General features: G+C 34.7%; 26 protein-coding genes. 22 read left to right on the top strand and 4 right to left on the bottom strand.

The features are described 5' to 3' along the window. Positions 1-10: 10 nt before the first annotated feature. Positions 11-670, bottom strand: coding sequence for a succinate dehydrogenase cytochrome b subunit (locus tag MR053_RS04290; protein ID WP_242131214.1), 660 nt, complete (start codon positions 668-670; stop codon positions 11-13). Positions 671-915: 245 nt separating this feature from the next. Between MR053_RS04290 and MR053_RS04285 the strand changes: the two genes are divergently transcribed. After that, positions 916-2208: an aminopeptidase P family protein gene (locus MR053_RS04285; RefSeq protein ID WP_242131213.1), complete on the top strand. Its 1293-nt coding sequence runs from the start codon at positions 916-918 to the stop codon at positions 2206-2208. Between the two features lie 61 nt (positions 2209-2269). Here MR053_RS04285 and MR053_RS04280 read toward each other — a convergent pair whose 3' ends face one another. Next, the gene (locus MR053_RS04280) at positions 2270-3592 is read right to left on the bottom strand and encodes an aspartate kinase (RefSeq protein ID WP_242131212.1); all 1323 of its coding nucleotides are present in this window, start codon (positions 3590-3592) and stop codon (positions 2270-2272) included. Positions 3593-3704: 112 nt separating this feature from the next. Between MR053_RS04280 and MR053_RS04275 the strand changes: the two genes are divergently transcribed. The 4 genes from MR053_RS04275 to MR053_RS04260 all read left to right on the top strand — a co-directional run bounded on the left by MR053_RS04275 (position 3705) and on the right by MR053_RS04260 (position 5780). Further along, positions 3705-4361 carry a hypothetical protein gene (locus tag MR053_RS04275; RefSeq protein WP_242131211.1) on the top strand — a complete coding sequence of 219 codons (657 nt, stop codon included), beginning with the start codon at positions 3705-3707 and terminating at the stop codon, positions 4359-4361. Beyond that, the gene (locus MR053_RS04270; RefSeq protein WP_242131210.1) at positions 4358-5134 is read left to right on the top strand and encodes an alpha/beta hydrolase; all 777 of its coding nucleotides are present in this window, start codon (positions 4358-4360) and stop codon (positions 5132-5134) included. Before MR053_RS04275 ends, MR053_RS04270 begins: the two co-directional genes overlap by 4 nt. Positions 5135-5195: 61 nt before the next feature. Then, positions 5196-5462: a hypothetical protein gene (locus MR053_RS04265; protein ID WP_242131209.1), complete on the top strand. Its 267-nt coding sequence runs from the start codon at positions 5196-5198 to the stop codon at positions 5460-5462. 75 nt (positions 5463-5537) lie between these two features. Beyond that, positions 5538-5780 (top strand): hypothetical protein, encoded by a 243-nt coding sequence (locus tag MR053_RS04260; protein ID WP_242131208.1) that lies wholly within the window; start codon positions 5538-5540, stop codon positions 5778-5780. Here MR053_RS04260 and thiL read toward each other — a convergent pair. Beyond that, positions 5770-6816, bottom strand: coding sequence for a thiamine-phosphate kinase (thiL, locus tag MR053_RS04255; protein WP_242131207.1), 1047 nt, complete (start codon positions 6814-6816; stop codon positions 5770-5772). The genes MR053_RS04260 and thiL overlap by 11 nt on opposite strands. Positions 6817-6981: 165 nt before the next feature. On the opposite strand from thiL, the gene MR053_RS04250 reads away from it, so the two are divergent. The 16 genes from MR053_RS04250 to MR053_RS04175 all read left to right on the top strand — a co-directional run bounded on the left by MR053_RS04250 (position 6982) and on the right by MR053_RS04175 (position 21792). Further along, positions 6982-8235: a choice-of-anchor B family protein gene (locus MR053_RS04250; RefSeq protein WP_242131206.1), complete on the top strand. Its 1254-nt coding sequence runs from the start codon at positions 6982-6984 to the stop codon at positions 8233-8235. Positions 8236-8242: 7 nt separating this feature from the next. Next, positions 8243-9583, top strand: coding sequence for a hypothetical protein (locus MR053_RS04245; protein ID WP_242131205.1), 1341 nt, complete (start codon positions 8243-8245; stop codon positions 9581-9583). Continuing rightward, positions 9576-10346, top strand: a complete 771-nt coding sequence (locus tag MR053_RS04240) for an MbnP family protein (RefSeq protein ID WP_242131204.1) — start codon at positions 9576-9578, stop codon at positions 10344-10346. Before MR053_RS04245 ends, MR053_RS04240 begins: the two co-directional genes overlap by 8 nt. A gap of 30 nt (positions 10347-10376) precedes the next feature. Then, the gene (locus MR053_RS04235) at positions 10377-11420 is read left to right on the top strand and encodes a cytochrome-c peroxidase (RefSeq protein WP_242131203.1); all 1044 of its coding nucleotides are present in this window, start codon (positions 10377-10379) and stop codon (positions 11418-11420) included. A 104-nt stretch (positions 11421-11524) separates the two neighbouring features. Then, positions 11525-11854 carry a HesB/IscA family protein gene (locus MR053_RS04230; RefSeq protein WP_242131785.1) on the top strand — a complete coding sequence of 110 codons (330 nt, stop codon included), beginning with the start codon at positions 11525-11527 and terminating at the stop codon, positions 11852-11854. A gap of 48 nt (positions 11855-11902) precedes the next feature. Then, a complete protein-coding gene (gene sufB / locus MR053_RS04225; protein WP_223549719.1) occupies positions 11903-13354 on the top strand; it encodes a Fe-S cluster assembly protein SufB in 1452 nt (483 codons plus the stop codon). A 12-nt stretch (positions 13355-13366) separates the two neighbouring features. Continuing rightward, positions 13367-13786: a hypothetical protein gene (locus MR053_RS04220; protein WP_242131202.1), complete on the top strand. Its 420-nt coding sequence runs from the start codon at positions 13367-13369 to the stop codon at positions 13784-13786. A gap of 23 nt (positions 13787-13809) precedes the next feature. Next, complete coding sequence (gene sufC / locus MR053_RS04215; protein ID WP_242131201.1) at positions 13810-14562, top strand: Fe-S cluster assembly ATPase SufC; 753 nt, start codon at positions 13810-13812, stop codon at positions 14560-14562. A 68-nt stretch (positions 14563-14630) separates the two neighbouring features. Further along, positions 14631-15944 (top strand): Fe-S cluster assembly protein SufD, encoded by a 1314-nt coding sequence (gene sufD, locus MR053_RS04210; protein ID WP_242131200.1) that lies wholly within the window; start codon positions 14631-14633, stop codon positions 15942-15944. Positions 15945-16063: 119 nt separating this feature from the next. Further along, the gene (locus MR053_RS04205) at positions 16064-17278 is read left to right on the top strand and encodes an aminotransferase class V-fold PLP-dependent enzyme (RefSeq protein ID WP_242131199.1); all 1215 of its coding nucleotides are present in this window, start codon (positions 16064-16066) and stop codon (positions 17276-17278) included. A gap of 147 nt (positions 17279-17425) precedes the next feature. Then, positions 17426-18517, top strand: coding sequence for a zinc metalloprotease (locus MR053_RS04200; RefSeq protein WP_242131198.1), 1092 nt, complete (start codon positions 17426-17428; stop codon positions 18515-18517). Between the two features lie 81 nt (positions 18518-18598). Then, positions 18599-19399 carry an META domain-containing protein gene (locus MR053_RS04195; RefSeq protein WP_242131197.1) on the top strand — a complete coding sequence of 267 codons (801 nt, stop codon included), beginning with the start codon at positions 18599-18601 and terminating at the stop codon, positions 19397-19399. A 40-nt stretch (positions 19400-19439) separates the two neighbouring features. Further along, positions 19440-19862 (top strand): SufE family protein, encoded by a 423-nt coding sequence (locus MR053_RS04190; RefSeq protein ID WP_242131784.1) that lies wholly within the window; start codon positions 19440-19442, stop codon positions 19860-19862. 64 nt (positions 19863-19926) lie between these two features. After that, positions 19927-20253 (top strand): SUF system Fe-S cluster assembly protein, encoded by a 327-nt coding sequence (locus MR053_RS04185; RefSeq protein ID WP_242131196.1) that lies wholly within the window; start codon positions 19927-19929, stop codon positions 20251-20253. A gap of 79 nt (positions 20254-20332) precedes the next feature. Next, positions 20333-20839 (top strand): DUF2480 family protein, encoded by a 507-nt coding sequence (locus MR053_RS04180; protein ID WP_242131195.1) that lies wholly within the window; start codon positions 20333-20335, stop codon positions 20837-20839. Between the two features lie 8 nt (positions 20840-20847). Beyond that, complete coding sequence (locus tag MR053_RS04175; RefSeq protein WP_242131194.1) at positions 20848-21792, top strand: DUF3078 domain-containing protein; 945 nt, start codon at positions 20848-20850, stop codon at positions 21790-21792. A gap of 358 nt (positions 21793-22150) precedes the next feature. Here the strand turns inward: MR053_RS04175 and hflX are convergent, their stop codons facing one another. After that, on the bottom strand, positions 22151-23368 hold the full coding sequence (gene hflX / locus MR053_RS04170) for a GTPase HflX (RefSeq protein WP_242131193.1): 1218 nt from the start codon (positions 23366-23368) through the stop codon (positions 22151-22153). 74 nt (positions 23369-23442) lie between these two features. On the opposite strand from hflX, the gene MR053_RS04165 reads away from it, so the two are divergent. Continuing rightward, on the top strand, positions 23443-24411 hold the full coding sequence (locus MR053_RS04165) for an endonuclease/exonuclease/phosphatase family protein (RefSeq protein WP_242131192.1): 969 nt from the start codon (positions 23443-23445) through the stop codon (positions 24409-24411). The last annotated feature ends 24 nt before the right edge of the window (positions 24412-24435 follow it).

Raw genomic sequence — 24435 nt, 5'->3', positions numbered from 1 at the left:
TTTATTAAGATTAATGGTTAAAATGATGAAATAAAGCAATAACTATAAATCCTAATGGAATGACAATAGAATATACTTTACCAAGTTTTTGCAATGTTGCTTTTCTACCAGCAGTTGAACCCATAGATTGAAATGCCGAAGTAAAACCGTGGGCTAAGTGCAGTCCTAAAAGAATAAATGCTACTACATAAGCAGTCACTCTCCACATAGGCAAAAACTTTTCGACCAATTCATGATAATACCGCGAAGGGTCTTCAGGTTGAACATTAATATATTTTACATTGATTTCATGAACCCAAAAATCTGCAAAATGGACTACCAAAAAAGCTAAAATTACTAGTCCACTGTAAATCATATTTCGACTCATCCAAGTAGAATTAGCTGCTCCATTGTTCCTGGCATAAGCTACACCTTGGGCCTTTTTATTTTTTAATTCTAAAATAAAGCCCATTACAAAATGGAAAACAACACCAAAAATTAAAACTGGCTGTAAAACCAATTGCACTAAAGGATTTGTTCCCATAAAATGCGATAGTTCGTTGAACAAATTTTCACTAAACAAAGAAGTAATATTTACCGCTAAATGAATAATTAAGAAAAACATTAGGAAGAATGCAGAAAGCGCCATAGCTACCTTTCTTCCAATCGAAGATTTAAAAAATCCGCTCATTATTTTAAAGTTAGTTTTTAAAGATCTACAAATGTAGTTATGACCACATTTATAGACAAATTACGTATGTCATGTTTTTGCTATTTAGAATGATTCTTAAATAATTATTAAGAAATCCCAAGAATTTTACTTTAGTACCATGAGTTTGCTTAATTTTAGACTCTAATAAGCTGATATCATAATGATATGAACATAAATAAATTTAATTTTTTTAACCACCGAAATAATTAAAATTTTTAAAACAGATGAAATATTACCCTATAAACAATCAGTTATTTATTAAAAACCGCAAAAACTTTACGGCAAAAATGAAGCCTAATAGCTTGGCCGTTTTTAACTCGAACGATATCTATCCTATTAGTGCCGATAGCACCATGCCTTTTGAACAACATCGCGATATCTTTTATTTAAGCGGAGTAGACCAAGAAGAAAGTATATTAGTTTTATTTCCAGATTGTCCTAAAGAAAAACATCGTGAAATATTGTTTCTAAGAGAAACCAATGAGCATATTGCCATCTGGGAGGGTGAAAAACTAACTAAGGATAAAGCTTTTCAGGTTAGCGGTATAAAAACAGTGTATTGGTTACAAGACATGGAAAAAATCATGTTCGAACTCATGACACAATGCGACACAGTATACATAAACACCAACGAACACTATCGTGCTAATGTTGAAACCGAAACTAGAGAAGACCGATACACCAAGTGGTTAAAAGAAAAATATCCAGCCCATAGCGTCGCCAAAAGCGCGCCTATTTTACAACGCTTAAGATCGGTTAAAGATCCTATAGAAATTGATTTGATTCAAAAAGCATGTGACATTACCGAAAAAGGGTTTAGGCGTGTTTTAAATTTTGTAAAACCCAATGTCTGGGAATTTGAAATTGAAGCAGAGTTCATACATGAATTTTTAAACAACCGCTCTAAAAAATTCGCTTATACACCAATAGTTGCTTCTGGTAATAATGCAAATGTGTTACACTATATAGAAAACAACCAACAATGTAAAGCAGGCGATTTAATTTTAATGGATATAGGTGCCGAATATGCTAATTATTCTAGTGATATGACCCGAACCATACCTGTTTCTGGTCGTTTTAATAAAAGACAAAAAGCCGTCTATAACGCAGTAAATAGGATTAAAATCGAAGCTACCAAAATGTTAATCCCAGGAACCGATTGGGCAGCTTACCATGTTGAAGTTGGTAAATTAATGACCAGCGAATTACTTCTTTTAGGCTTATTGGACAAAGCCGATGTGCAAAACGAAAATCCCGATTGGCCAGCTTATAAAACATATTTTATGCATGGTACCAGCCATCATATGGGACTAGACACACATGACTACGGTATCTTAACCGAACCCATGCAACCAAATATGGTTTTTACTGTAGAACCTGCTATATACATTCCAGATGAAGGTTTCGGTATACGTCTAGAGGACGATGTGGTTATTCAAGAACATGGCGAGCCCTTTAACTTGATGCGTAACATTCCTATTGAAGCCGACGAGATTGAAGACCTTATGAATTCTTAAAAAATATAAAAGGGGTGCTTAAGCACCCCTTTTTATCGGAACAAAACTAATTTTCGGGTATTTAAAGAGTGACTAATTCAAATAAATAATCGTTTAGTTTGTTCAGCGTAGTAATCTTATCATTAGAATTTATAAGCAAAGAAATATTATTTCTGCTACCTCCGTAGGAGATCATTCTAATTTTTACATCCTGTAATATTTGAAATAGCTTAAAGGTACTGTCATGGCTAACAATGGAATGTCCTACCAAACACACAATAGTTTGGTTCTTATCCACTTCAATAGATGCAATCTTTTCGAGTTCTGAAACAATTCTATCTAAGTTTTTATCATCATCAATTGTTAATGATACTGCCACTTCTGATGTAGTAATCATATCTATGGAGGTCTCATAAGTCTCGAAAACTTCAAAGACTTTCTTTAAAAATCCATAGGCTTGAAGCATGCGTCCAGATTTAATTTTTATGGCTGTAATATTATCTTTTGCAGCTATAGCCTTGATTCCATTTTCCGAGGTATCGCTAGAAATCAACGTGCCATCGGCAGCAGGATCCATAGTATTTTTTAAACGCACGGGTATACTATCTTCCCTAACGGGCAACACTGTTTGCGGATGCAATATTTTTGCTCCAAAATAGGCTAATTCGGCAGCTTCATCAAAGGACAGGTTTGAAATAGGATGGGTATTTTCAACAAATCTTGGATCGTTATTATGCATTCCATCAATATCCGTCCAGATCTGTACCTCTTCAGCATGAATCACCGCACCAATAATAGTAGCTGTATAATCACTCCCGCCACGCTGTAGATTGGATACATCATCATTTTCATCTAAACAAATAAACCCTTGTGTAATATATATATCTGATTCTGGAGTAGTTTCTAACACTCTTCCAAATTTTTCTTTTATTGAGACCAAATCTGGTTCTTTGGCACTATTAATTCTCATAAAATCCAATGCCGGTAACAACGAAGAACTTATTCCCTCTTGCTTTAAATATGCATTAAACATATAAGTTGAAAGTAACTCACCTTGTGCTAAAATTTTATTTTCTAAATTTTTAGAATACTCTAAATAAGTAGCTTCCAATAAAAAATTAAAAATTTCGGTAGCATAATTTTTTGCATCACTATTAAATGAAACATCTATTAGTAGTTCATCTATTACAATAAAATAAGACTCATGCATCTTATTAATTGTGTCTACAGCTTGGTTAGGTGTTTTATTCAAAATATCACTAGCAATAGAAACCAATGTATTTGTAGTACCAGACATTGCAGACAACACCACAATTTTCTTCGTGCCATCTGTAATAATATCCTTAACATGCTGCATATTCTTAACAGTACCTACAGATGTTCCCCCAAACTTTAATACTTTCATTATTAAAAATTTGAAACAAAATTAAAATCCAAATTCACATAGCAACTATTTATTAAAAAAAAAGTTTACATTTACACATAATGTTAAATAGTTAACATATTATAAATGCCTTATGAAAACTGTATCTAACTGCGTTGAAGATATTATTATTTCGCAACCTTATCTAGAGGAAGCATTGTCAAGAAACATTATCAACTTTAGTGCTTTAGCTATTGAATTGACAGAACCTATTAGTAAAATGCTTAAAAAAGATGTGAAACCTGGAGCTATTATGATGGCGCTTAGACGCTATAGCCCACCGCCTGCGTTGTCCAATTCGGTTAAAATGAAACGTGTCATTCAAAATTTGGGTGATATAACAGTAAGATCTAACCTAACAGATTTTACAGTAAAAAATTCAGACACTCTTATAGATAGCCATGCCAAGGTTTTGAATCGCATTAATCAGGAATCTAAGCTATTCTATACTTTTACGCGCGGTATCCATGAAAGCAATATTATTATTTCCAGTAGTTTAAAAGACTTTGTTTTAGAACATTTCAAAAAAGAATTGTTTTTAGCTATTCAAGATGGGCTCACTGCCATTAGCATAAACTTACCAGAGGACAACTCAAAAATTGCAGGCTTATATTATCATTTTTTTAAACGCTTGGCTTGGGAGGGCGTTGTCCTTTACGAGGTACTTTCTACAACCAACGAGTTTACTATTTTGGTAGAGGATGATTATGTTGATAAAGCGTTTACAGCTATTAAGAAAGTGAAATCGTGATTTTAAAGTACAAAAACACTTCTGTTTTTTATACTGATGATGGCATAGGCAAAACTATTGTTTTGCTACATGGCTTTTTAGAAAATTCAACAATATGGTATCCGCTTATAAATGTACTAAAAAATCAAAACAGGATTATTTGTATTGATTTATTAGGCCACGGACAAACAGAATGCATGGGTTATATCCATACTATGGAACAGATGGCCGAAGCTGTAAATGCTGTTATAAGTAAACTTAATATTAAAACATATACCGTTGCAGGACATTCTATGGGAGGCTATGTCGCTTTGGCTTTGGCTGAAAAATATCCAGAATATGTTGACGGACTATTACTGGTGAACTCAACTTCCCAATCAGATAGTGAAGAACGTAAACAAAATAGGGACAGGGCCATAACTGCCGTTAAGCATGACCATAAAACATTTATTCGAATTGCGATTGCCAATTTGTTTAATCCTGAAACTAAATCCAAACACGCTAATACTATTGAACAAATAACTATAGAAGCATTAAAAACACCTTTACAAGGAATAGTTGCCGCCCTTGAAGGTATGAAAATAAGGAAAAATAGAAACAAAACTCTTAGTCAATTTCAACATAAAAAAGCAATGTTTATTAGCATAAAAGATCCTGTATTAGATTATAATTCCTTATTTAAGGAAGCCCGTACAGTAAACATAGAAGTTGTAGAATTCCCAGATGGTCACATGAGTTTTATTGAAAATGAAGTTAGTTTCTTTCAAAATTTTATGCATTTCATCGAAAAATAATTGCATTTTAACGAAAATATGTTTTTTTTTTCTATGTTTATAGTGCCTTAAATTTAACGCCATGAAAAAAACTACTAATAAACCTACTTTTTTTTCAAAAATGTACTGCAGCTTTTTTGGGCATGATTATCAAGTATCCAAAAAGGTTACCCGGCATGTTAAAGAATACAAATGTTGCCATTGCAAGAAGGAATTAACAACCAATAGCAATGGCAAGCTCACTGAACTCACCTCTACTTTTAAAGAAATTAATGCTGTATTAGAGTTAATGTACAGTAGAAAATTGAGCAAGATTAGACAAAAAACATACAACACTAGCGCTGCTTAAATTGCTTTTGTAAATCACACATTTTTTTTTACCTTTAACTCCCTTTCAAAGAAAGAGTTAATAGCACATAAAAATATGAAAAAATTTTACTGCTCGTTATTTGGACATGAGTTCAAAATAACCAAGCATGTTACACGCCACGTAAAAGAGTTTAAATGCATAAACTGTAATAAACAATTTACTACTGATCAATCAGGAAATATAACTGAACTAACCCCAAACCTTAGAGAGATAAATGCTCTTTTAGAGGATATTCATTGTAAACGTCTTTTAAAGCGTCAAAAACAGCATCCTGAATTATTGGTTTTTAGGCATTAAAGTTTTTCCACCCTTGAGCTTTTAGAGCAATTTTAGTGTCTGCTCTAGTAACCAAATGCACCCCTTTTTCTTGTTCAGTGATAAAACCAATCACCGTAAAATTAGGGTTTGCTTTAATTTTAGGATAATCATCCTGAGAAATGGTAAATAAAAGTTCGTAATCCTCTCCCCCATTTAAGGCCACTGTTGTACTATCTATATTAAACTCTTCACATACTGAAATTACTTGAGGATCTAGTGGAATTTTATTTTCATATAAATCACAGCCCACATTACTTTGCTTGCATATGTGTAATATTTCAGATGACAACCCATCACTAATATCAATCATTGCTGTAGGTTTTAAATCTAAATCATCAAACAAATTAACAATATCTTTTCTAGCTTCGGGCTTCAATTGTCTTTCAACAATATAAGTATATGGCTGTAAATCGGGTTGACTGTTGGGGTTCACCTTATAAACTTCTTTTTCTCGTTCTAAAACTTGTAATCCCATATAAGCCCCACCTAAATCTCCTGTTACTATCAACAAATCATTTGGTTTTGCTCCAGATCTATAAACCACTTTATCATTTTTTAATTCACCAAAAGCTGTTACAGATATTAGCAATCCAGTATTGGAAGAAGTGGTGTCGCCACCAACTACATCAATATTATACAATCTTGCTGCGGTTTCTATACCTCTATATAATTCTTCTAAGGCTTCCAATGGAAATCTGTTGGACACTGCAATCGAAACCGTTATCTGGGTAGCAGAAGCATTCATGGCATAAACATCGGATAAATTAACCATTACTGCCTTATACCCTAAGTGTTTCAATGGCATATAGCTTAAATCGAAATGCACCCCTTCAACTAGCAAATCGGTTGTAACAACAACATTTTTGTTTTCAAAATTTAAAACTGCCGCATCATCCCCAATACTTTTAATGGTCGATTTTTGTTTAATTTCGAAATGTTTGGTAAGATGGTCTATCAGACCAAACTCACCCAACTCACTTAATGATGTCCTTTCTTGGTTCTTATCTTCTATCATGCTGCAAAAATAATAAGCTATTTGTATAAAACACCTATTTCTAGTATGATATTAACCAACATTACAACCATTACTGAATATATTTAAGCATTTTTTTTAGTTAAAATTGATATCCTTTAAGGTCAATAACTAATTATCAATTAAATTTGACATAAAACTCCTCCTATGAAATTTAACCTCAATAAAATTTTATCAACTTTTATTTTATGCGTTTTTATATTGATCAGCTTCCAATATTGCAGTAACGAACCTGTTGATTCTCTTGATGTTTCTTCTGGTGCCTTATTCGAATGTGAAAATGGTTTCGCTGATATTTATCCTTGTAATGGTTATGACCTAATGGCCCAAATACCATTATCGACATTCAATGCCAATTCGGGAAATGATTCTTGGGGTTGGACAGACCCTGTCAATGGTAGGGAATATGCACTTATGGGCTTGGATAACGGCACTGCCTTTATTGACATTACAACTCCTGAAGAACTTGTTTATCTAGGTAAGCTCCCTACCCAAACCACTAGTAACGATTGGCGCGATATTAAAGTTCACAACAACTATGCTTACATAGTTGCCGATAATGCTGACAATCATGGCATGCAAATTTTTGATTTAACACGTTTACGAAATGTTACTAATCCACCTGAAATATTTACTCCAGATATGGTTTATACCGATGTTGGAAGTTGTCATAATGTCGTCATTAATGAAAATGAAGATATGGCATATTTAGTAGGGTGTAATTTATATAATGGAGGTGTTGTTTTTGTTGATATTTCAAACCCCATTAATCCGGTAAGCGCAGGCGGTTATGCTGGCTCTGGTTATACTCATGACGCGCAAGTAGTGACCTATAATGGCCCAGACACCGAGCATATTGGCAAACAACTTTTTATAGGTAGCAACGGGAATTACCTTGGATCCAATACAGTAGTCATTATAGATGTAACAGATAAATCCAATCCGCAACTTATCTCAGATGTTAGCTACCCTAATCCAGGCTACGCCCATCAAGGATGGTTTACAGACGATATGTCACATTTTATATTCGGTGATGAATTGGATGAGCAGTTCTTTGGAAACAATACAGCAACCTTTGTTTTCGATTTTACCGATTTGGATTCCCCAGTACTATCGTCAACCTATCATGGCCCAACCTTAGCCATAGACCATAACGGTTATGTGAAAGGCAACACGTTCTATTTGGCCAATTATACAGCAGGACTAAGAGTGCTTGATATAAGCAATATTGAAGCGTCAAGCAATGCCATGACCGAAATTGGATTTTTCGACACCTATCCCGAACATAATAATGCTAGCTATGACGGAGTGTGGAGTATATACCCATTCTTTGAAAGTGGCAATATTATTATAAGCGACATAAATAGAGGTTTATTTGTTGTTAAAAGAAGTGACTTATAACACTGAGATGCTTTTTATTAAGCCCCAATATTATCTTTTATCTTTTCTAATCTTTATTGCATTCAATTGTAGTTCTGATGATTCTGGAAATCCTACAAAACAGGAACCAACAGCAACAATTACAACCTTAGGTGGCGCAGGTAATGAAAGCGGAAAATCCATAGTAAAAACTTCCGATGGCGGTTATGCTATTTTAGGGTACACCCAAAGCATGGATGGAGATATTACCAATAAACAAAATACCTCTTTTGATTATTGGCTTTTAAAATTTAGTGCAACCCACCAGTTGGAATGGCAGAAAACCTATGGCGGAAGCGATGAAGATAGAGGCAACGATATCATTCAAACCAATGATGGCGGATTTGCTATTTTAGGCTTTAGTAAAAGTGCTGACAGTGATGTCTCTGCAAACAATGGCCTAACCGATTTTTGGTTTACAAAGCTTGATATAACAGGAAAGGTCATATGGGAAAAATCGTTTGGTTTTTCCGGAGTAGATACGGGTATTTCATGTATTCAAACTAATGATGATGGTTTTTTATTAATAGGTATTATAGATGTCACAGCTTCAGGTGGCGAAGGCAATAGTAAATCTTTTTCAGCAAAGCGACATGCTGGAGGGGATTTTTGGGTTATTAAACTAGATGCTTTGGGAGTAAAACAATGGAGCAAGTACTATGGTGGCACGTTTACTGATACGCCAAGCGGTATTGTTCAAACACAAGATAATGGCTATATCATTATAGGCTTTTCAGACAGCAGCGATGTAGATATCTCAAATAACAAAGGAAGCTATGATTTTTGGGCTGTTAAAATTTCAGAGTTGGGCAACTTGATTTGGGAAAGATCTTATGGCGGGAGTGAAATAGACGAAGCTTGGGATATTATTAATTCAGGGAATGGAAATTATCTCATCGTTGGCAATACTAGAAGTAATGACAAAGACGTTTCACTAAACAAAGGAGCTTCCGATTTATGGCTCATTAAAATAAATGATAACGGTGATATTGTTTGGGAAAAAGTTTTAGGGGGGAGTAGTTTTGATGCTGGTCGTTCTGTTTCAAAAACCCAAGATAATGGTTTTATCATATCTGGAAACTCCCGTAGCACTGATGGTGATTTAAAAGAAAATAAAGGCCAAAATGATGCATGGGTTATAAAAATTGATGCTAATGCTAATATTATATGGCAAAAAACAATTGGAGGCTCGGGCATCGACTTGGTTTATGATGCAGTTGAGCTAAACAACAATAGCATTATAGCAGTTGGAGAATCCAATTCGTCAAACCAGGATATTGTCAAAAATCAAGGTTTTACCGATTTACTAATTATTCAAATAAATGAATAAAACAGTTTCAATAGTAGTATTGTTTTTTACTATCTTTTTATCATGTCATACAGACAATGATGATAAAGCTAATAATACAACTGTAAGTTTTAATTTTTCACATCATTGGGACGGAACACCAGTTACGAATCAAGATTTCAATGTTATTAAATTTACGAATGAAAATGGAGAGCAACTAAGCATTGAACGTTTACGTTATCTTATTTCTGACATAACCTTTACAAAGCAATCAGGAGAAGTTTTGAAAACCAATGACTATAATTTGGTAGATGTCACCAATGGCGAAAATTTAACATTTACACCAACCATGATTATCCCAAGTGGGATATATTCAAAAGTATCATTTACCTTCGGCTTTAAAAATGAAAAAAATACTGATGCTGTCTACCAAGATTTAAACATAGCGTCATGGTTTGTCCCTGCGATGCTTGGTGGCGGTTATCATTATATGCAATTTGACGGCAAGTTTATAAACAGTAGCAGTATTGAACAAGGATTTAACTATCATGCCATTAGAGCTGTAGACACCTCGGGAAGCGAACCAATATTTCCTCAAGACACATTTATCATTGTTAATCTAGGGCCAGTCACTATAAGCAATGACAGCACATTTAATATTGAAATGAACATTGCCGAGTGGTTTAAAAATCCTAATACTTGGGATTTAAACACCTATAACCAAATGCTAATGCCAAATACCACAGCACAAATTATGATGTTTGAAAACGGTCAAAATGCATTCAGTCTAAAATCAATAGAATAATAAATTTTGAAACTGTGGCTTAAATATTTTATGTTAATTTCCACTTTTATTATATGGTCCTGCTCCAATGAAAGTGTGGATCGTTATAGCCCAACACCAAATCCTTTAAGGATTCCTCAGCTTTTTCAAGATAAAATTCTAAACCCCATACTTCCTCCCAACAACCCCCAAACTATTGAAGGCATTGCTTTGGGCAAAAAGTTATTCTTCGATCCGATACTTTCTGGCGATAATACTCAAGCTTGTGCCGATTGCCATACCCCAGAAAATGCTTTTACCGACATTGATAGGTTTAGTAAAGGTATTGATGGCTCTATTGGAAAACGAAATTCCATGCCCATTTTTAACTTAGCTTGGAATTATGATGAAAAGTTCTTTTGGGACGGACGTGTGTTTAGTTTGGAGCATCAAGCCTTTAGACCTGTTACCGATCCTACCGAAATGAAAAGTACTTGGAATCAAGTTACTCAAAAACTGCAAGAACACCCCGACTACCCTAGCTTATTTCAACAAGCTTTTGGATCACGCTCCATAGACTCAATATTGGTCACTAAAGCTATTGCACAATTTGAACGCACTTTAATTTCTTCAAATTCAAAATTCGACAATTTTCTTTTAGGCAAAGCGACACTAACCGCAGAAGAACAAAACGGCTTTAATGTATTTATGGATGAAACCAAAGGTGATTGTTTCCATTGCCACGGTAGTGACAATAATCCGCTTTGGACAGATAATCTATTTCATAACAATGGTTTAGACGCTACGTTTACTGACTTAGGATTAGGAAAATTTACTGGAGATCCTGCGGACAATGGCAAATTCAAAACACCCTCACTCCGAAATCTAGCATTTACGGCGCCTTATATGCATGATGGAAGATTTGCCACTTTAGAAGAAGTGATTAACCACTATAGTGAAGGCTTAAAACATTCTTCTACCATTGATCCTTTAATGAAAAAAGTGGCGCAGGGAGGGGTACAACTATCTAATGAAGATAAGGCCGATTTAAAATCCTTTCTTTTATCTCTATCTGATTACGAATTCGTTAATAATCCCAACTTCAAAAATCAATAATAAAAAACTATTAAACCATATATCAATATAATGTTAGGTTATATGGTTTTGCAGGACTTATATTGTATATTTGCACTCTATTTAGACGAAATCTAATTAAGGCTATGATAAAAGTTTCTGAAACAGCTAAGAAAAAAGTCATTGAGCTTATGACTGAAGACGGATATAATCCATCCTCAGATTACATTCGTGTTGGTGTTAAAAGTGGCGGATGTTCCGGTCTATCTTACGACTTAAAATTTGACAAAGAACAACAGGAAGATGACAAAGTGTTTGAGGATAATGGAGTTAAAATTATTGTTGATAAGAAAAGCTTTTTATACTTAATTGGAACTACGCTTGAATACTCTGGAGGATTAAACGGTACTGGATTCGTTTTCAACAACCCTAATGCCAACAGAACATGCGGATGTGGAGAATCATTCTCATTGTAATTCAATTTATACCCCATACAAAAAGATATTGAAAATTAAACTCGACAAATGAGTAATAAATATACAGAAGACGATTTAAGAGAAGAACTGAAGACCAAAGAATACGAATATGGTTTTTATACTGATATTGAATCGGATACGTTTCCTAATGGGTTAAACGAAGATATTGTTAAAGCTATTTCCAAAAAGAAAGAAGAACCTGAATGGATGACTGAATGGCGCTTGGAAGCTTTTCGTATTTGGAAAGACATGATTGAGCCTGAATGGGCCAATGTTAATTACGAAAAACCAAATTTTCAAGGCATCTCTTACTATTCAGCACCTAATAAAAAACCAAAATATAATAGTTTAGACGAAGTAGATCCTGAATTATTAGCTACATTCGAAAAGCTAGGGATTTCATTAGACGAGCAAAAGAAATTGGCTGGTGTTGCCATGGATGTTGTTGTTGATTCAGTTTCAGTAGCGACTACTTTTAAAAAAACCTTGGCCGAACAAGGCATTATTTTTATGAGTATTTCCGAAGCTATTAAAGAGCATCCCGATTTAGTAAAAAAATATATAGGAACGGTTGTCCCTAAAAAAGATAATTTTTATGCCGCTTTAAATAGTGCCGTATTTAGCGATGGTAGCTTCTGTTATATCCCTAAAGGTGTAAAATGTCCTATGGAATTGTCAACTTACTTTAGAATTAATCAAGCAGGAACTGGACAGTTCGAGCGTACATTAGTCATCGCTGATGAGGGCAGTTATGTAAGCTACCTTGAAGGTTGTACAGCACCAAGTAGAGACGAAAACCAATTACATGCCGCCGTTGTAGAGCTTATTGCCTTGGACAATGCTGAAATAAAATACAGTACCGTACAGAACTGGTATCCTGGAAATGCTGAAGGAAAAGGAGGCGTTTATAATTTTGTGACCAAAAGAGGCCTATGTGAAACCAATGCAAAGATTTCATGGACTCAAGTTGAAACAGGTTCTGCAGTGACATGGAAATATCCTAGTTGTGTGCTAAAAGGAGACAATTCAGTTGGAGAATTTTATTCCATTGCTGTTACCAATAATTTTCAACAGGCCGATACGGGAACTAAAATGATCCACTTGGGGAAAAACACCAAGTCTACCATTATTTCAAAAGGTATATCTGCAGGAAAATCGCAAAATAGCTATCGTGGATTGGTTCAAATAAATTCCAGAGCAGAAAACGCGCGTAACTTTTCGCAATGTGATAGTTTACTTATGGGTAACGAATGTGGGGCCCATACCTTCCCATATATTGAAGCAAAAAATAAATCGGCTAAAATAGAACACGAGGCTACAACCAGTAAAATTGGTGAGGACCAAATTTTCTACTGTAACCAAAGAGGTATCGATACCGAAAAAGCTATTGCATTAATTGTAAATGGTTTTAGTAAAGAAGTATTAAATAAACTTCCTATGGAGTTTGCAGTTGAAGCTCAAAAATTATTGGAAATAAGCTTAGAAGGATCTGTAGGTTAAAAATTATCATCAATGAAAAATTTATTTTTTGTCTCAGTAGTTTTATTTGCGTTTTTAAGTTGTAAAAATGAGGCTAGATCAAAGGAGGTAGACAAAGATGTTGTTACAGATGGTCCAGAGCGTACCGCTAAACAAAGTGATGGTCTTACCCTTTTAAAGGGTGATTTTGTGTATTTCGATGGCGCTGCTGTATTACAGACCCATGCGAACATTTATGGTGTTTTTGTTACTGATAAAATGCACGAATTGAACAAACTTGTCCAACCATATAAAAAGGTCCCTACAGATATGATTCCCGTAGAAATACGTGGAAAAATTACAGATAAAGAAGATGATGTAATCCTTTGGGAACAAAAAGTAGAAATTAAGGAAATCCTTAATGTTTTTGAACCCAAAAAAGAAAATAACGACGTTATAGAACTAGGAAGCTAATTAATGAGACTTAAAATAAGTATATGTTAAAAATAGACAATTTACACGCAAGTGTTGAAGACAAAAGCATCTTACAAGGTATTAATCTTGAAGTTAAATCAGGCGAAATCCATGCCATTATGGGACCAAACGGTTCTGGAAAAAGCACATTAGCTTCTGTTATAGCTGGCAAAGAAGAGTATGAGGTTACCAAAGGTAGCATCACGTTTAATGGTGAGGATATTGAGGAATTGGATGCCGAGGAACGTGCACACAAAGGCGTGTTTTTGTCTTTTCAATATCCCGTTGAGATCCCTGGAGTATCAGTCACCAATTTCATCAAGACAGCTATTAACGAATCCCGTAAAGCACAAGGTTTGGAAGAAATGCCCGCTAAGGATATGCTGAAACTCATCCGTGAAAAAGCCGATTTATTGGAAATCGATAGAAAGTTCCTGTCTCGTTCATTAAATGAAGGATTTTCTGGTGGTGAAAAAAAACGAAATGAAATCTTTCAAATGGCTATGTTAGATCCCAAATTAGCTATTTTAGATGAAACCGATTCTGGATTGGACATTGATGCCCTTCGTATAGTTGCCAATGGTGTTAATAAATTAAAAAACAAGGACAATGCTGTAATTGTTATTACACACTATCAGCGTCTTTTAGATTATATCGTGCCAGACTATGTACATGTATTGCATAATGGTAAAATTGTAAAATCGGGGACTAAAGAGTTAGCACTTGAACTTGAAGAAAAAGGATACGATTGGATAAAACAAGAAATTGGAGCTTAATACTTGTAACCAGTTATCATTATATAATAAGCAGTCCACAAACTCCTGCATACTGAACACTTGAAAATATGGATTTAAAAGAAAAGTTATTATCATCATTTATGGTTTTCGAGGACAGGGTAGATACCAATACCTATGTTCACGATGTAAGGAATGATGCCATAAAAACATTCGAAGAAAAAGGCTTCCCATCAAAAAAAGATGAGGCATGGAAGTATACGTCTTTAAATAAAGTATTAAAAGAGGATTATAGTGTTTTTCCAAAACAGGAGAATGCTTTGGAATATAGTGAGGTTAAAAAATATTTCATTCACGATATAGATACTTATAAAATTGTATTTATAGATGGTAAGTACTCCTCACATTTGTCTCAAACCACACATGAAGGCATGGATGTTTGCCTTATGTCTGCTGCATTTTCGAAGCCTAAATACAGATTGGTTATTGAAAACTATTTTAATAAAGCAGCAAACAATGACAGTTTAGCTTCTTTAAACACAGCTTTCTCAAGTGAGGGCGCATATATTTATATTCCTAAAAACAAACTGGTAGAAAAGCCTATTCAAATCATTCATTTTTCTACAGGAAATGAATCGGCTTTAATGCTTCAACCAAGAAACCTAGTAGTTGTTGGAGAGAATTCGCATGTACAAATTATTGAACGTCATCAAAGTCTAACTAGCAACCCTGTTCTAACTAATAGCCTTACAGAAATTTTTGCAAGTAAACGGGCAATTGTTGATTATTACAAAATTCAAAACGATAACCTAAAAGCATCGTTAATTGACAACACCTACATCAAGCAAAAACAGGAAAGTATAGTCTCAATACACACCTTTTCATTTGGTGGAAACTTAACCCGAAACAACCTTAATTTCTACCAAGAAGGCGAGCGTATTGATTCTACCCTTAAAGGGGTGACCATAATTGGTGACAAGCAGCACGTAGACCACAATACATTGGTTCATCACATTGAACCAAATTGTGAAAGTCATCAGGACTACAAAGGTATTTTTGCCGATAATTCAACGGGCGTTTTTAACGGTAAGGTTATAGTGGAAAAAGAAGCCCAAAAGACCAATGCATTCCAAGCCAACAATAACATTTTGGTGAACGATAAAGCGACTATCAATACCAAACCCCAGCTGGAAATTTTTGCTGATGATGTAAAATGCTCACATGGTTGTACTATAGGACAGTTGGACGAAAGCGCATTATTTTATCTACGTTCCCGTGGTATTCCCGAAAAAGAAGCTAAAGCTCTATTAATGTTTGCCTTTAGCAATAATGTATTGAGCTCGGTTAAAATACCTGAGCTTAAACAACGTATAACTAAAATTATTGCCAATAAATTAGGAGTAAACATTGGGTTTGACTTATAAAATATTTGAAGTGTTTTCCATACTAATTAGTCACTTATCATTTTTAAGAACAAAGAGTTTATAAGTCAAGAAATATAAAAAACATTAATACTCGCCTTAATCTAAGTTATACACTAATAATGTACAATATAGAAAACATCCGAAAAGATTTTCCAATACTATCTCGAAAAGTAAACGGTAATCCTTTGGTATATTTTGATAATGCGGCTACCTCACAAACCCCTCAGCAGGTTATCGATTGTATTGTAGACTATTATTCCAATTACAACGCCAATATTCATCGCGGTGTCCATAGCTTAAGCCAGGAGGCCACAGACAAATACGAACAGGCTCGCAAAACCATTCAACAACATTTTAATGCAAAGCATACGCACGAAATCATTTTCACTTCGGGCACTACACATGGCATTAACTTAGTGGCCAATGGATTTTCCTCATTGTTAAAGAAGGAAGACGAGATTATTGTATCTGCCCTAGAACACCATAGTAATATTGTGCCCTGGCAAATGCTATGTAATAGTACAGGAACTACCTTACGGGTTATCCCTATGAACGACCAAGGTGAATTAGTGATTTCAGAATTTGATAAACTACTTTCAACCAATACCAAACTGGTATTTGTCAATCATATCTCAAACGCTTTGGGAACCATAAACCCCATTAAATATATTATTGAAAAAGCCCATCAAGTTGGTGCAGCTGTTTTAATTGACGGTGCACAGGCTTGTCCGCACATAAAAACAGATGTACAAGAACTAGATGTCGATTTTTATGTGGCATCGGCCCATAAAATGTGTGGTCCAACAGGAATAGGCATGCTTTACGGAAAAGAGGAATGGCTAAAAAAATTACCGCCTTATCAAGGTGGCGGGGAAATGATTGCTGAAGTGACTTTCGAGAAAACCACCTATGCAGATTTACCCCATAAGTTCGAAGCAGGTACTCCAAATATCTGTGGCGGTATTGCCTTTGGCACTGCATTGGATTATATGAACACGGTTGGTTTCGACACTATTGCTGCTTACGAAAATGACCTGTTACAATATGCCACCAAAAAGCTTTTAGAGATAGGCGGTCTAAAAATCTACGGAACATCAAAACAGAAAACTTCGGTCATATCATTTAATTTGGAAGGCATACACCCCTACGATGTTGGAACCATTCTAGACAAACTAGGTATTGCCGTTCGTACTGGTCATCACTGTGCACAGCCCATCATGGACTTTTACAAGATTCCCGGTACAGTAAGAGCCTCTTTTGCATTTTATAATACCAAAGCAGAAATAGATGCTTTGGTTGAAGGCGTTAAAAAAGCAAAAATGATGCTTTCTTAAAGTGTTTATATCTACCTAATTATAAACCTTAATTTTTTAAAACCTAAATCCTCTTTATCGATTATTTAATGCTTTCAGTGTGAAATATTTAATTTATTTCCCGAAAAAAATTATCTTCAACATCAACTAACCAAAAACTATTTAATAATGAAAAAAGCTTTCTTAAGTATGGCTACTATAGCCTTATTTTTCACAGCTTGTAATGACGATATTCAAGCCCCTGTTCAAGAGCAGCAAATTGACATGAGTGATTTTTATGTATACACAGACAGTCAAACAGATTTAACATCAAAATTTACAGAAAGTAAAAATCAAAATAGAACCTGTTACACTATGAACAACTTAAATAGGCTATTGGATGAAAATCCTGGACTGGAAAAGCGTATGTATGACATAGAATACCAAACCAGAAAGTTTATTGCAGCCAAAGGTAAACCCTCTAATGGTGGCGGTAAACCTGACAACAACACAGGGGATACAGATGTAAATGTTGAACCAATTGGTGGAAGTCTAATCAAAATTCCAGTTCATGTAAATGTACTTTATAATACGAACGATCAAAATGTTTCCACTCAACAAATTGTTGATCAAATTACAGTTTTAAATATAGATTTTAATAACCAAAATACAAATATTAGTAAATTACCCGAGGATTCTACTTTTGCGAATGATGTGGCAGACACTGACATTGAATTCTCATTCGACCCTTTAACAGATATTACAAGAAAATACACTGATGTTTCAGCTTGGAGTACCAACGATGATATGAAAAAATCTTCTCGCGGAGGTATTGACCCAACAAGTCCTGAAACTACTATGAACATTTGGATTTGCAATATGGGTGGTGGTATTTTAGGCTATGCACAATTCCCAGGTGGCCCATTAAGTACAGATGGAATTGTATTGTTGTATTCAAGTTTACCAGGGGGAACAGCAGTCCCTTACAACGAAGGAAGAACAGCTACTCATGAAGTTGGTCATTACTTAAATTTAAGACATATTTGGGGTGATGGTAGATGTAGACAAGATGACTTTGTAGCAGACACTCCCAGTTCAGATCGACCAAATTACAGGTGTCCTTCCTACCCAACAGTACATTGCCAAACAGCCGATATGACTATGAATTATATGGACTATACAAATGATAGCTGCATGTACATGTTTACCGATGGGCAAAGCAACAGGATGCGAGCCATTTTTCAAGAAGGTGGGGCAAGAGCTTCAATGATTGGAAACTAAATCTTAATCTCAAAAGATAATTTAATAGACGCCTACTTTGGCGTCTTTTTTGTATCTTAAAAATAAATATAAAATAGCTTCATGAAATTGATTTTAATAACATGCTGCATCATCGCTTTGCGATGCTGTTGGGGAGGGCCTTCAGATTATACCTTAATGTTGAAATTACAAGAGGATCAAAATGCCCCGAAGGAACTTAACGGCAATTATTTGATAAAGGAATTAGACAGAAAAGATGTCTCCTATTTTAACCTCAACATAACCTTCAACAATAACACAAAACAAGTTTTTGGTTTTTCGGGTTGTAATCGCTTTTTCGGATCCTTTTCATTAAATAACAATACCATAGCATTTAGTGCCTTGGGCAGTACTAAAATGATTTGTAACGACAATGCAAACCGTATTGAAGAAAAACTTTTTAAAACCTTTCAAAAAGCAAACCTTGTACTCTTTTCCCAAAATGGCATTTCGTTTTTCAACGACAAAAAGCTATTGTTATATGCGACTACAGAAATAGCTTCAGATAATATCAAAATTGAATATTCAGCTTCATCAAGAGGATTTCACAAACAAATTGTAATTACTAAAGACTCTATTTCAACAACAAGCAAAAGAGATAGCAAGTCTGTTACCAAACAGATTAGTCCTGAACATTTGAAGCAACTTATAGAATTCTTAAAATCTGTTGATATAACTGCTTTATCCTCATTTGAACCTCCTTCCAAAAACCATCAGTTTGATGGTGCTGCAATTGCTAGACTAACTATAATTTCTACTAATGGTAAAACATTCAAAACACAAGCTTTCGACCATGGTAATCCACCTAAAGAAATTGCTGAACTTGTTAAAGAAGTCCTATCTATTTCAGAAAACATTGAATAGCAACTTTTGTTGTTGTATTTTTGCATAAAAATTTATGATTGTGACCATTGAAGCCATTCAAAATGAAATAATAGACGAATTCTCAATGTTTGACGATTGGGAAGAACGTTACCAGTATATGATAGACCTGGGCAAAGAACTGCCCTTAATTGACGACCAATACAAAACCGACAGTAATTTAATAAAAGGGTGTCAAAGTAAGGTTTGGGTTCATGCAGAAATGAAAGACGATAAAATAGAATTTACCGCCGACAGTGATGCCATTATCACCAAAGGCATCATTGCTATTTTAATACGTGTGTTTTCTAATCAGCACCCTAAGGATATTATAAATGCCGATACTAATTTTATTGATAAAATTGGATTAAAGGAACACTTGTCACCAACCCGGGCCAACGGATTGGTAAGCATGGTTAAGCAACTTAAAATGTATGCCATAGCATACCAAACACAACTTAATTAATGTGTAATTTTTTCGTTTAATCGCTTAAAACATTTAAACGCATGAATAAATAAACCTATAGAAAATGAGAGACACAACAATAGATACCAACGCACTAGGTGAGAAAATAGTAAACGTTTTAAAAACAATTTACGATCCAGAAATTCCTGTAGATATTTATGAATTAGGGTTAATTTATGATGTTTTTGTCAATGAAGATTATGACGTAAAAATTTTAATGACCCTTACCACACCCAACTGCCCAGTGGCCGAAACACTACCTTTGGAAGTTGAGGAAAAAGTAAAATCCATAAACGAAGTAAAAAGTGCTGAAGTAGAAATTACTTTCGATCCCCCTTGGACACAAGAACTCATGAGCGAAGAAGCGAAGTTGGAATTGGGAATGCTGTAATTCTGTTCCCCAGTATGCAGTAACTATTAGCTGTTTTTAATAGAGACCCAATAACAAACAACTTAATATATGCACATTTGTGAAAAATGAAATTATAAACCGCGTTGCGAACAGTAAATTAATGACCTTTGATCTTGAGGATTATTATCCACAAGGGCAGCGCATATTGTTTGATATTAAAGATTGGTTACTCGAAGGTTTTGTGCTGCGTGAAAAAGAGTTTAGAAAATTAGCCCTAGAACACGATTGGTCGAAATACAAAGACACTTATGTTGCACTAACCTGTAGCACAGAGGCTATTATTCCAGGTTGGGCTTATATGCTTCTAAGCATTCATTTATATCCTTATACAAAACAGGTTGCTATTGGAAACCTCGAAACTTTGGAAACAGTAATTTTTCAGGATGTATTGAACAAGCTTGACCTTTCAGAGTTTAAGAACAAACCTGTTATCATAAAAGGGTGCTCCAATAAACCAGTACCTGAAAATGCCTATATCATGGCAATAAATAAACTCAAACCAATAGCAAAATCGATTATGTATGGTGAGGCTTGCTCATCTGTACCACTATATAAAAAGAAATAACTATTCACATGAAGAGAATTATACTTATAGGCTTTCTACTTTTTGGAGTTATTGTAATAAATGCTCAAACCAAGGAAGAATTACAGGCCAGAAAAGCCGAAAAACAAGCTGAGGCCAATGCTGCCCAAAAGGAAGCCAATGCCATTCAAGCAGAGATTGATGCATTACCAGGATGGCGTGTTGGTGCTTTTGGAACTATTGGTGGGAGCCTATCCAATTTTAAAAATTGGTATGCTCAAGGTACACCAAACAATGCTTCGGGTAATTTTGGTATTACGTTTAATGGTTTTGCTAATCTGATTGAGAAAAAGTTTTTTTGGAGGAATACATTAACTACCAATTTGAATTGGGTAAAATTAGACAATAAAGACATTGATACAGATGACAGTAGCTTTAAGCCGACTACCGATGTCTTTAACCTATCATCATTATACGGTAGAAACCTAAGTAAATCGTTTGCTGTATCTGGATTGTTAGAATACAGAACCACTTTACTCGACAATTTTAACGATCCTGGTTATTTAGATGTTGGTATTGGTGGCACATGGACACCTGTTACCAATCTTATTGTTGTAATACATCCATTAAACTATAATTTCGTGTTTAGCAGCGGAGACACTGTTTTTGAATCTTCAATGGGATCTAAAATTATAGCAGACTATACTAGAAAAATAGGTGCTATTAATTTTAAAACCAATCTTTCGGTATTCCAAAGCTATAAAAGTTCAGACTATTCGAACTGGACTTGGACCAACTCATTTAGTTATACCCTTTGGAAAATGATAGGTGTTGGCTTTGATTTTGGTTTGAGAAGCAACAAGCAAGAAGCGCTTAATTATGCTTTAGGACAATATGACCAGTTGGCTATACCTGTACAAACAGAGCCCTCATTTGACAACATTGATAACAAATTACAATCTTACTATACAATTGGTTTAAGTTATAAATTCTAACTAATTTTAAACTGACTAAAAAAGGCGTGCTTTAAAAATTTAAAGCACGCCTTTTAATTTTAGCAAATATCAATAACTCTATTCTGTTCTAAAATTTTTCTCTTATTACGATCACCAAACAACCTTTTAAAAAAACCATTCCTTTTTTCAGGCTCACAGTTAAATCATCCCATACATTGTCAAAAGGTTTATTAGAACGTCTTTAATTGATAGTTTGCTAAAAGCCCTAAAAATACACTTAAATGAATGACTAAAAAGGCCAACAATCGAAACGACAGCCAACAACGACCTCCTCAACCATTTTTGTTTTAACAATACCTTAATCTGTTACATTTTAGAGGCAGTTTGTCTCCTTTAATTAAGACGGCAAAGTATCATCATAATCTGGATACAAAAAATGATTGTATGGGAAACGGGTAATATGAATTTCCCTAACCTCATCGTATACTCGTTTTTTAAAATCGTCTAAATTTTTTTTATTTAACGCAGAAATAAACAATGCATTGTTTCCCACTTTGGCCATCCAGGTACTTTTCCATTCATCTAAAGTATAATGCTGTTCGGTTTTTTCGGTTTCCAAATCGGTTTCATCAAAGGGTTCTGCCTCGTAAGCATCAATTTTATTAAATACCATGATAGTGGGTTTATCACTACTATCTATTTCACCTAAAATTTTATTTACGGACTCTATATGTTCTTCAAAATTAGGGTGAGAAATGTCAACTACATGCAATAACAAATCAGCTTCTCTAACCTCATCTAAAGTACTTTTAAAACTTTCTACCAATTGTGTTGGTAATTTACGGATAAACCCAACGGTGTCACTCAACAAAAAGGGCAAGTTTTGTATCACTACTTTCCTTACTGTTGTATCGAGCGTCGCAAAAAGTTTATTTTCTGCAAAAACCTCACTTTTACTGATAACGTTCATTAGGGTAGATTTACCTACATTAGTGTAGCCTACCAAAGCAACACGAACCATTTTTCCCCGGTTACCCCTTTGAACGGCCATTTGTTTATCTATGGTTTTTATACGCTCTTTTAATAATGCTATCTTATCACGCACAATACGTCTATCTGTTTCAATTTCAGTTTCTCCAGGCCCACGCATACCAATTCCTCCTTTTTGGCGCTCCAAGTGTGTCCACATCCCTCTTAAGCGGGGAAGTAAATATTCGCATTGTGCTAATTCTACTTGGGTACGGGCATAACTGGTTTGGGCTCGTTGGGCAAAAATATCGAGGATTAAATTGGTCCTATCCAATACTTTTACGTTAAGTATCTTACTGATATTTCGTTCCTGTGCTGCTGAAAGTTCATCATCAAAAATAGCAGTACCAACTTCATTATCTTGAATAAATTGGCGTACATCTTCCAGTTTTCCAGAACCTATAAAAGTCCTAGGGTCTGGTCGTTCCATTTTTTGGGTAAATCGTTTTATCGCTTCCCCACCTGCCGTATATGTTAAAAACTCCAATTCATCTAAGTATTCCTTAGATTTATCTTCATTCTGGTCTTTGGTAATAATACCTATTAAAACCGCTTTTTCTAAATCAATATCCTTCTTCTCAATCATATAAAAAAATAATGCACAAAGTTACGTAATTGTGTGCATTTTAATTTTTATATTTTTAAGGTCAATTTTGATTTATGACGGATAACTTCACATACGATGAGATACGACACGATATGCAGACCATTGCCTTTTATAACCTTGAAAATCTATTCGATTTAACAGATGACAAGCATACTAATGACAATGATTTTTTGCCAATATCGGCTAAAAAGTGGACCCCTAAACGTTATGACAATAAGCTTAGAAAACTAGGCTTTGCTATTTCGAATATTGGTAAATCAGAAACTGGAAAACACCCTGCTCTAGTAGGGTTGGCCGAAGTTGAAAACGCTAAGGTTATTGAAGACTTAATCACTTCACAACATTTACAAGATTACAGTTATAGTTATGTACATTATGATTCCCCCGACGAACGTGGGATTGATGTTGCTTTAATATATAACCCCAACGCTTTTAAGGTTATTAATTCTGAAACTTTTTCAATTGATTTAACCAATGGAATAGGTTTACCTGATTATACACGAGATATTTTATTGGTTACTGGCTTATTGGATGAAGAAGTAATTCATATAATCATAAACCATTGGGCTTCCAGACGAGAAGGTGAAAAAGAAACCGAATTTAAACGTTTGGCTTCCTCCAATAAAGTAGGCGAAATCATATTGCGTTTAAGACTACAATATGAAGATCCAAAAATTGTGGTTATTGGTGACTTTAACGATGAACCCCATAACAAAAGCATCAAACAGCTACTAGACGGTTTCGAATTGCATAACCCTATGGCAAGCATTCGTTCATATAGTCGGGGTTCAACTTACCATAATAGAAAATGGAATTTGTTCGATCAAATTTTATTGAGCGTCAACTTTTTAAAAAGTTCTAACCATTCCTTAGAGCTTTATAAAGCCAACATTTTTGATGTAGATTTTTTAAAACTCTTTAATGGCCCTTATAAAGGTTCTCCCTTTAGAACATATGTAGGTAAAAAATATAAAGGCGGTTATAGTGATCATTTTCCGGTTTATGCTGTTTTTAAAAAATAAAAAAGCCTACATAATGCTGCAGGC

Source organism: Aestuariivivens marinum (genome assembly GCF_022662175.1).
Lineage (GTDB): Bacteria > Bacteroidota > Bacteroidia > Flavobacteriales > Flavobacteriaceae > Aestuariivivens > Aestuariivivens marinum.
This window is presented reverse-complemented; position numbering and strand designations above follow the sequence as displayed.

What these genes read in the sequence shown, in the direction of transcription:
- MR053_RS04290 (WP_242131214.1), bottom strand. Translation starts at nt 670, where the DNA reads ATGAGCGGATTTTTTAAATCTTCGATTGGAAGAAAGGTAGCTATGGCG.
- MR053_RS04285 (WP_242131213.1), top strand. Translation starts at nt 916, where the DNA reads ATGAAATATTACCCTATAAACAATCAGTTATTTATTAAAAACCGCAAA.
- MR053_RS04280 (WP_242131212.1), bottom strand. Translation starts at nt 3,592, where the DNA reads ATGAAAGTATTAAAGTTTGGGGGAACATCTGTAGGTACTGTTAAGAAT.
- MR053_RS04275 (WP_242131211.1), top strand. Translation starts at nt 3,705, where the DNA reads ATGAAAACTGTATCTAACTGCGTTGAAGATATTATTATTTCGCAACCT.
- MR053_RS04265 (WP_242131209.1), top strand. Translation starts at nt 5,196, where the DNA reads ATGAAAAAAACTACTAATAAACCTACTTTTTTTTCAAAAATGTACTGC.
- MR053_RS04260 (WP_242131208.1), top strand. Translation starts at nt 5,538, where the DNA reads ATGAAAAAATTTTACTGCTCGTTATTTGGACATGAGTTCAAAATAACC.
- thiL (WP_242131207.1), bottom strand. Translation starts at nt 6,816, where the DNA reads ATGATAGAAGATAAGAACCAAGAAAGGACATCATTAAGTGAGTTGGGT.
- MR053_RS04250 (WP_242131206.1), top strand. Translation starts at nt 6,982, where the DNA reads ATGAAATTTAACCTCAATAAAATTTTATCAACTTTTATTTTATGCGTT.
- MR053_RS04245 (WP_242131205.1), top strand. Translation starts at nt 8,243, where the DNA reads ATGCTTTTTATTAAGCCCCAATATTATCTTTTATCTTTTCTAATCTTT.
- MR053_RS04240 (WP_242131204.1), top strand. Translation starts at nt 9,576, where the DNA reads ATGAATAAAACAGTTTCAATAGTAGTATTGTTTTTTACTATCTTTTTA.
- MR053_RS04235 (WP_242131203.1), top strand. Translation starts at nt 10,377, where the DNA reads ATGTTAATTTCCACTTTTATTATATGGTCCTGCTCCAATGAAAGTGTG.
- MR053_RS04230 (WP_242131785.1), top strand. Translation starts at nt 11,525, where the DNA reads ATGATAAAAGTTTCTGAAACAGCTAAGAAAAAAGTCATTGAGCTTATG.
- sufB (WP_223549719.1), top strand. Translation starts at nt 11,903, where the DNA reads ATGAGTAATAAATATACAGAAGACGATTTAAGAGAAGAACTGAAGACC.
- MR053_RS04220 (WP_242131202.1), top strand. Translation starts at nt 13,367, where the DNA reads ATGAAAAATTTATTTTTTGTCTCAGTAGTTTTATTTGCGTTTTTAAGT.
- sufC (WP_242131201.1), top strand. Translation starts at nt 13,810, where the DNA reads ATGTTAAAAATAGACAATTTACACGCAAGTGTTGAAGACAAAAGCATC.
- sufD (WP_242131200.1), top strand. Translation starts at nt 14,631, where the DNA reads ATGGATTTAAAAGAAAAGTTATTATCATCATTTATGGTTTTCGAGGAC.
- MR053_RS04205 (WP_242131199.1), top strand. Translation starts at nt 16,064, where the DNA reads ATGTACAATATAGAAAACATCCGAAAAGATTTTCCAATACTATCTCGA.
- MR053_RS04200 (WP_242131198.1), top strand. Translation starts at nt 17,426, where the DNA reads ATGAAAAAAGCTTTCTTAAGTATGGCTACTATAGCCTTATTTTTCACA.
- MR053_RS04195 (WP_242131197.1), top strand. Translation starts at nt 18,599, where the DNA reads ATGAAATTGATTTTAATAACATGCTGCATCATCGCTTTGCGATGCTGT.
- MR053_RS04185 (WP_242131196.1), top strand. Translation starts at nt 19,927, where the DNA reads ATGAGAGACACAACAATAGATACCAACGCACTAGGTGAGAAAATAGTA.
- MR053_RS04175 (WP_242131194.1), top strand. Translation starts at nt 20,848, where the DNA reads ATGAAGAGAATTATACTTATAGGCTTTCTACTTTTTGGAGTTATTGTA.
- hflX (WP_242131193.1), bottom strand. Translation starts at nt 23,368, where the DNA reads ATGATTGAGAAGAAGGATATTGATTTAGAAAAAGCGGTTTTAATAGGT.
- MR053_RS04165 (WP_242131192.1), top strand. Translation starts at nt 23,443, where the DNA reads ATGACGGATAACTTCACATACGATGAGATACGACACGATATGCAGACC.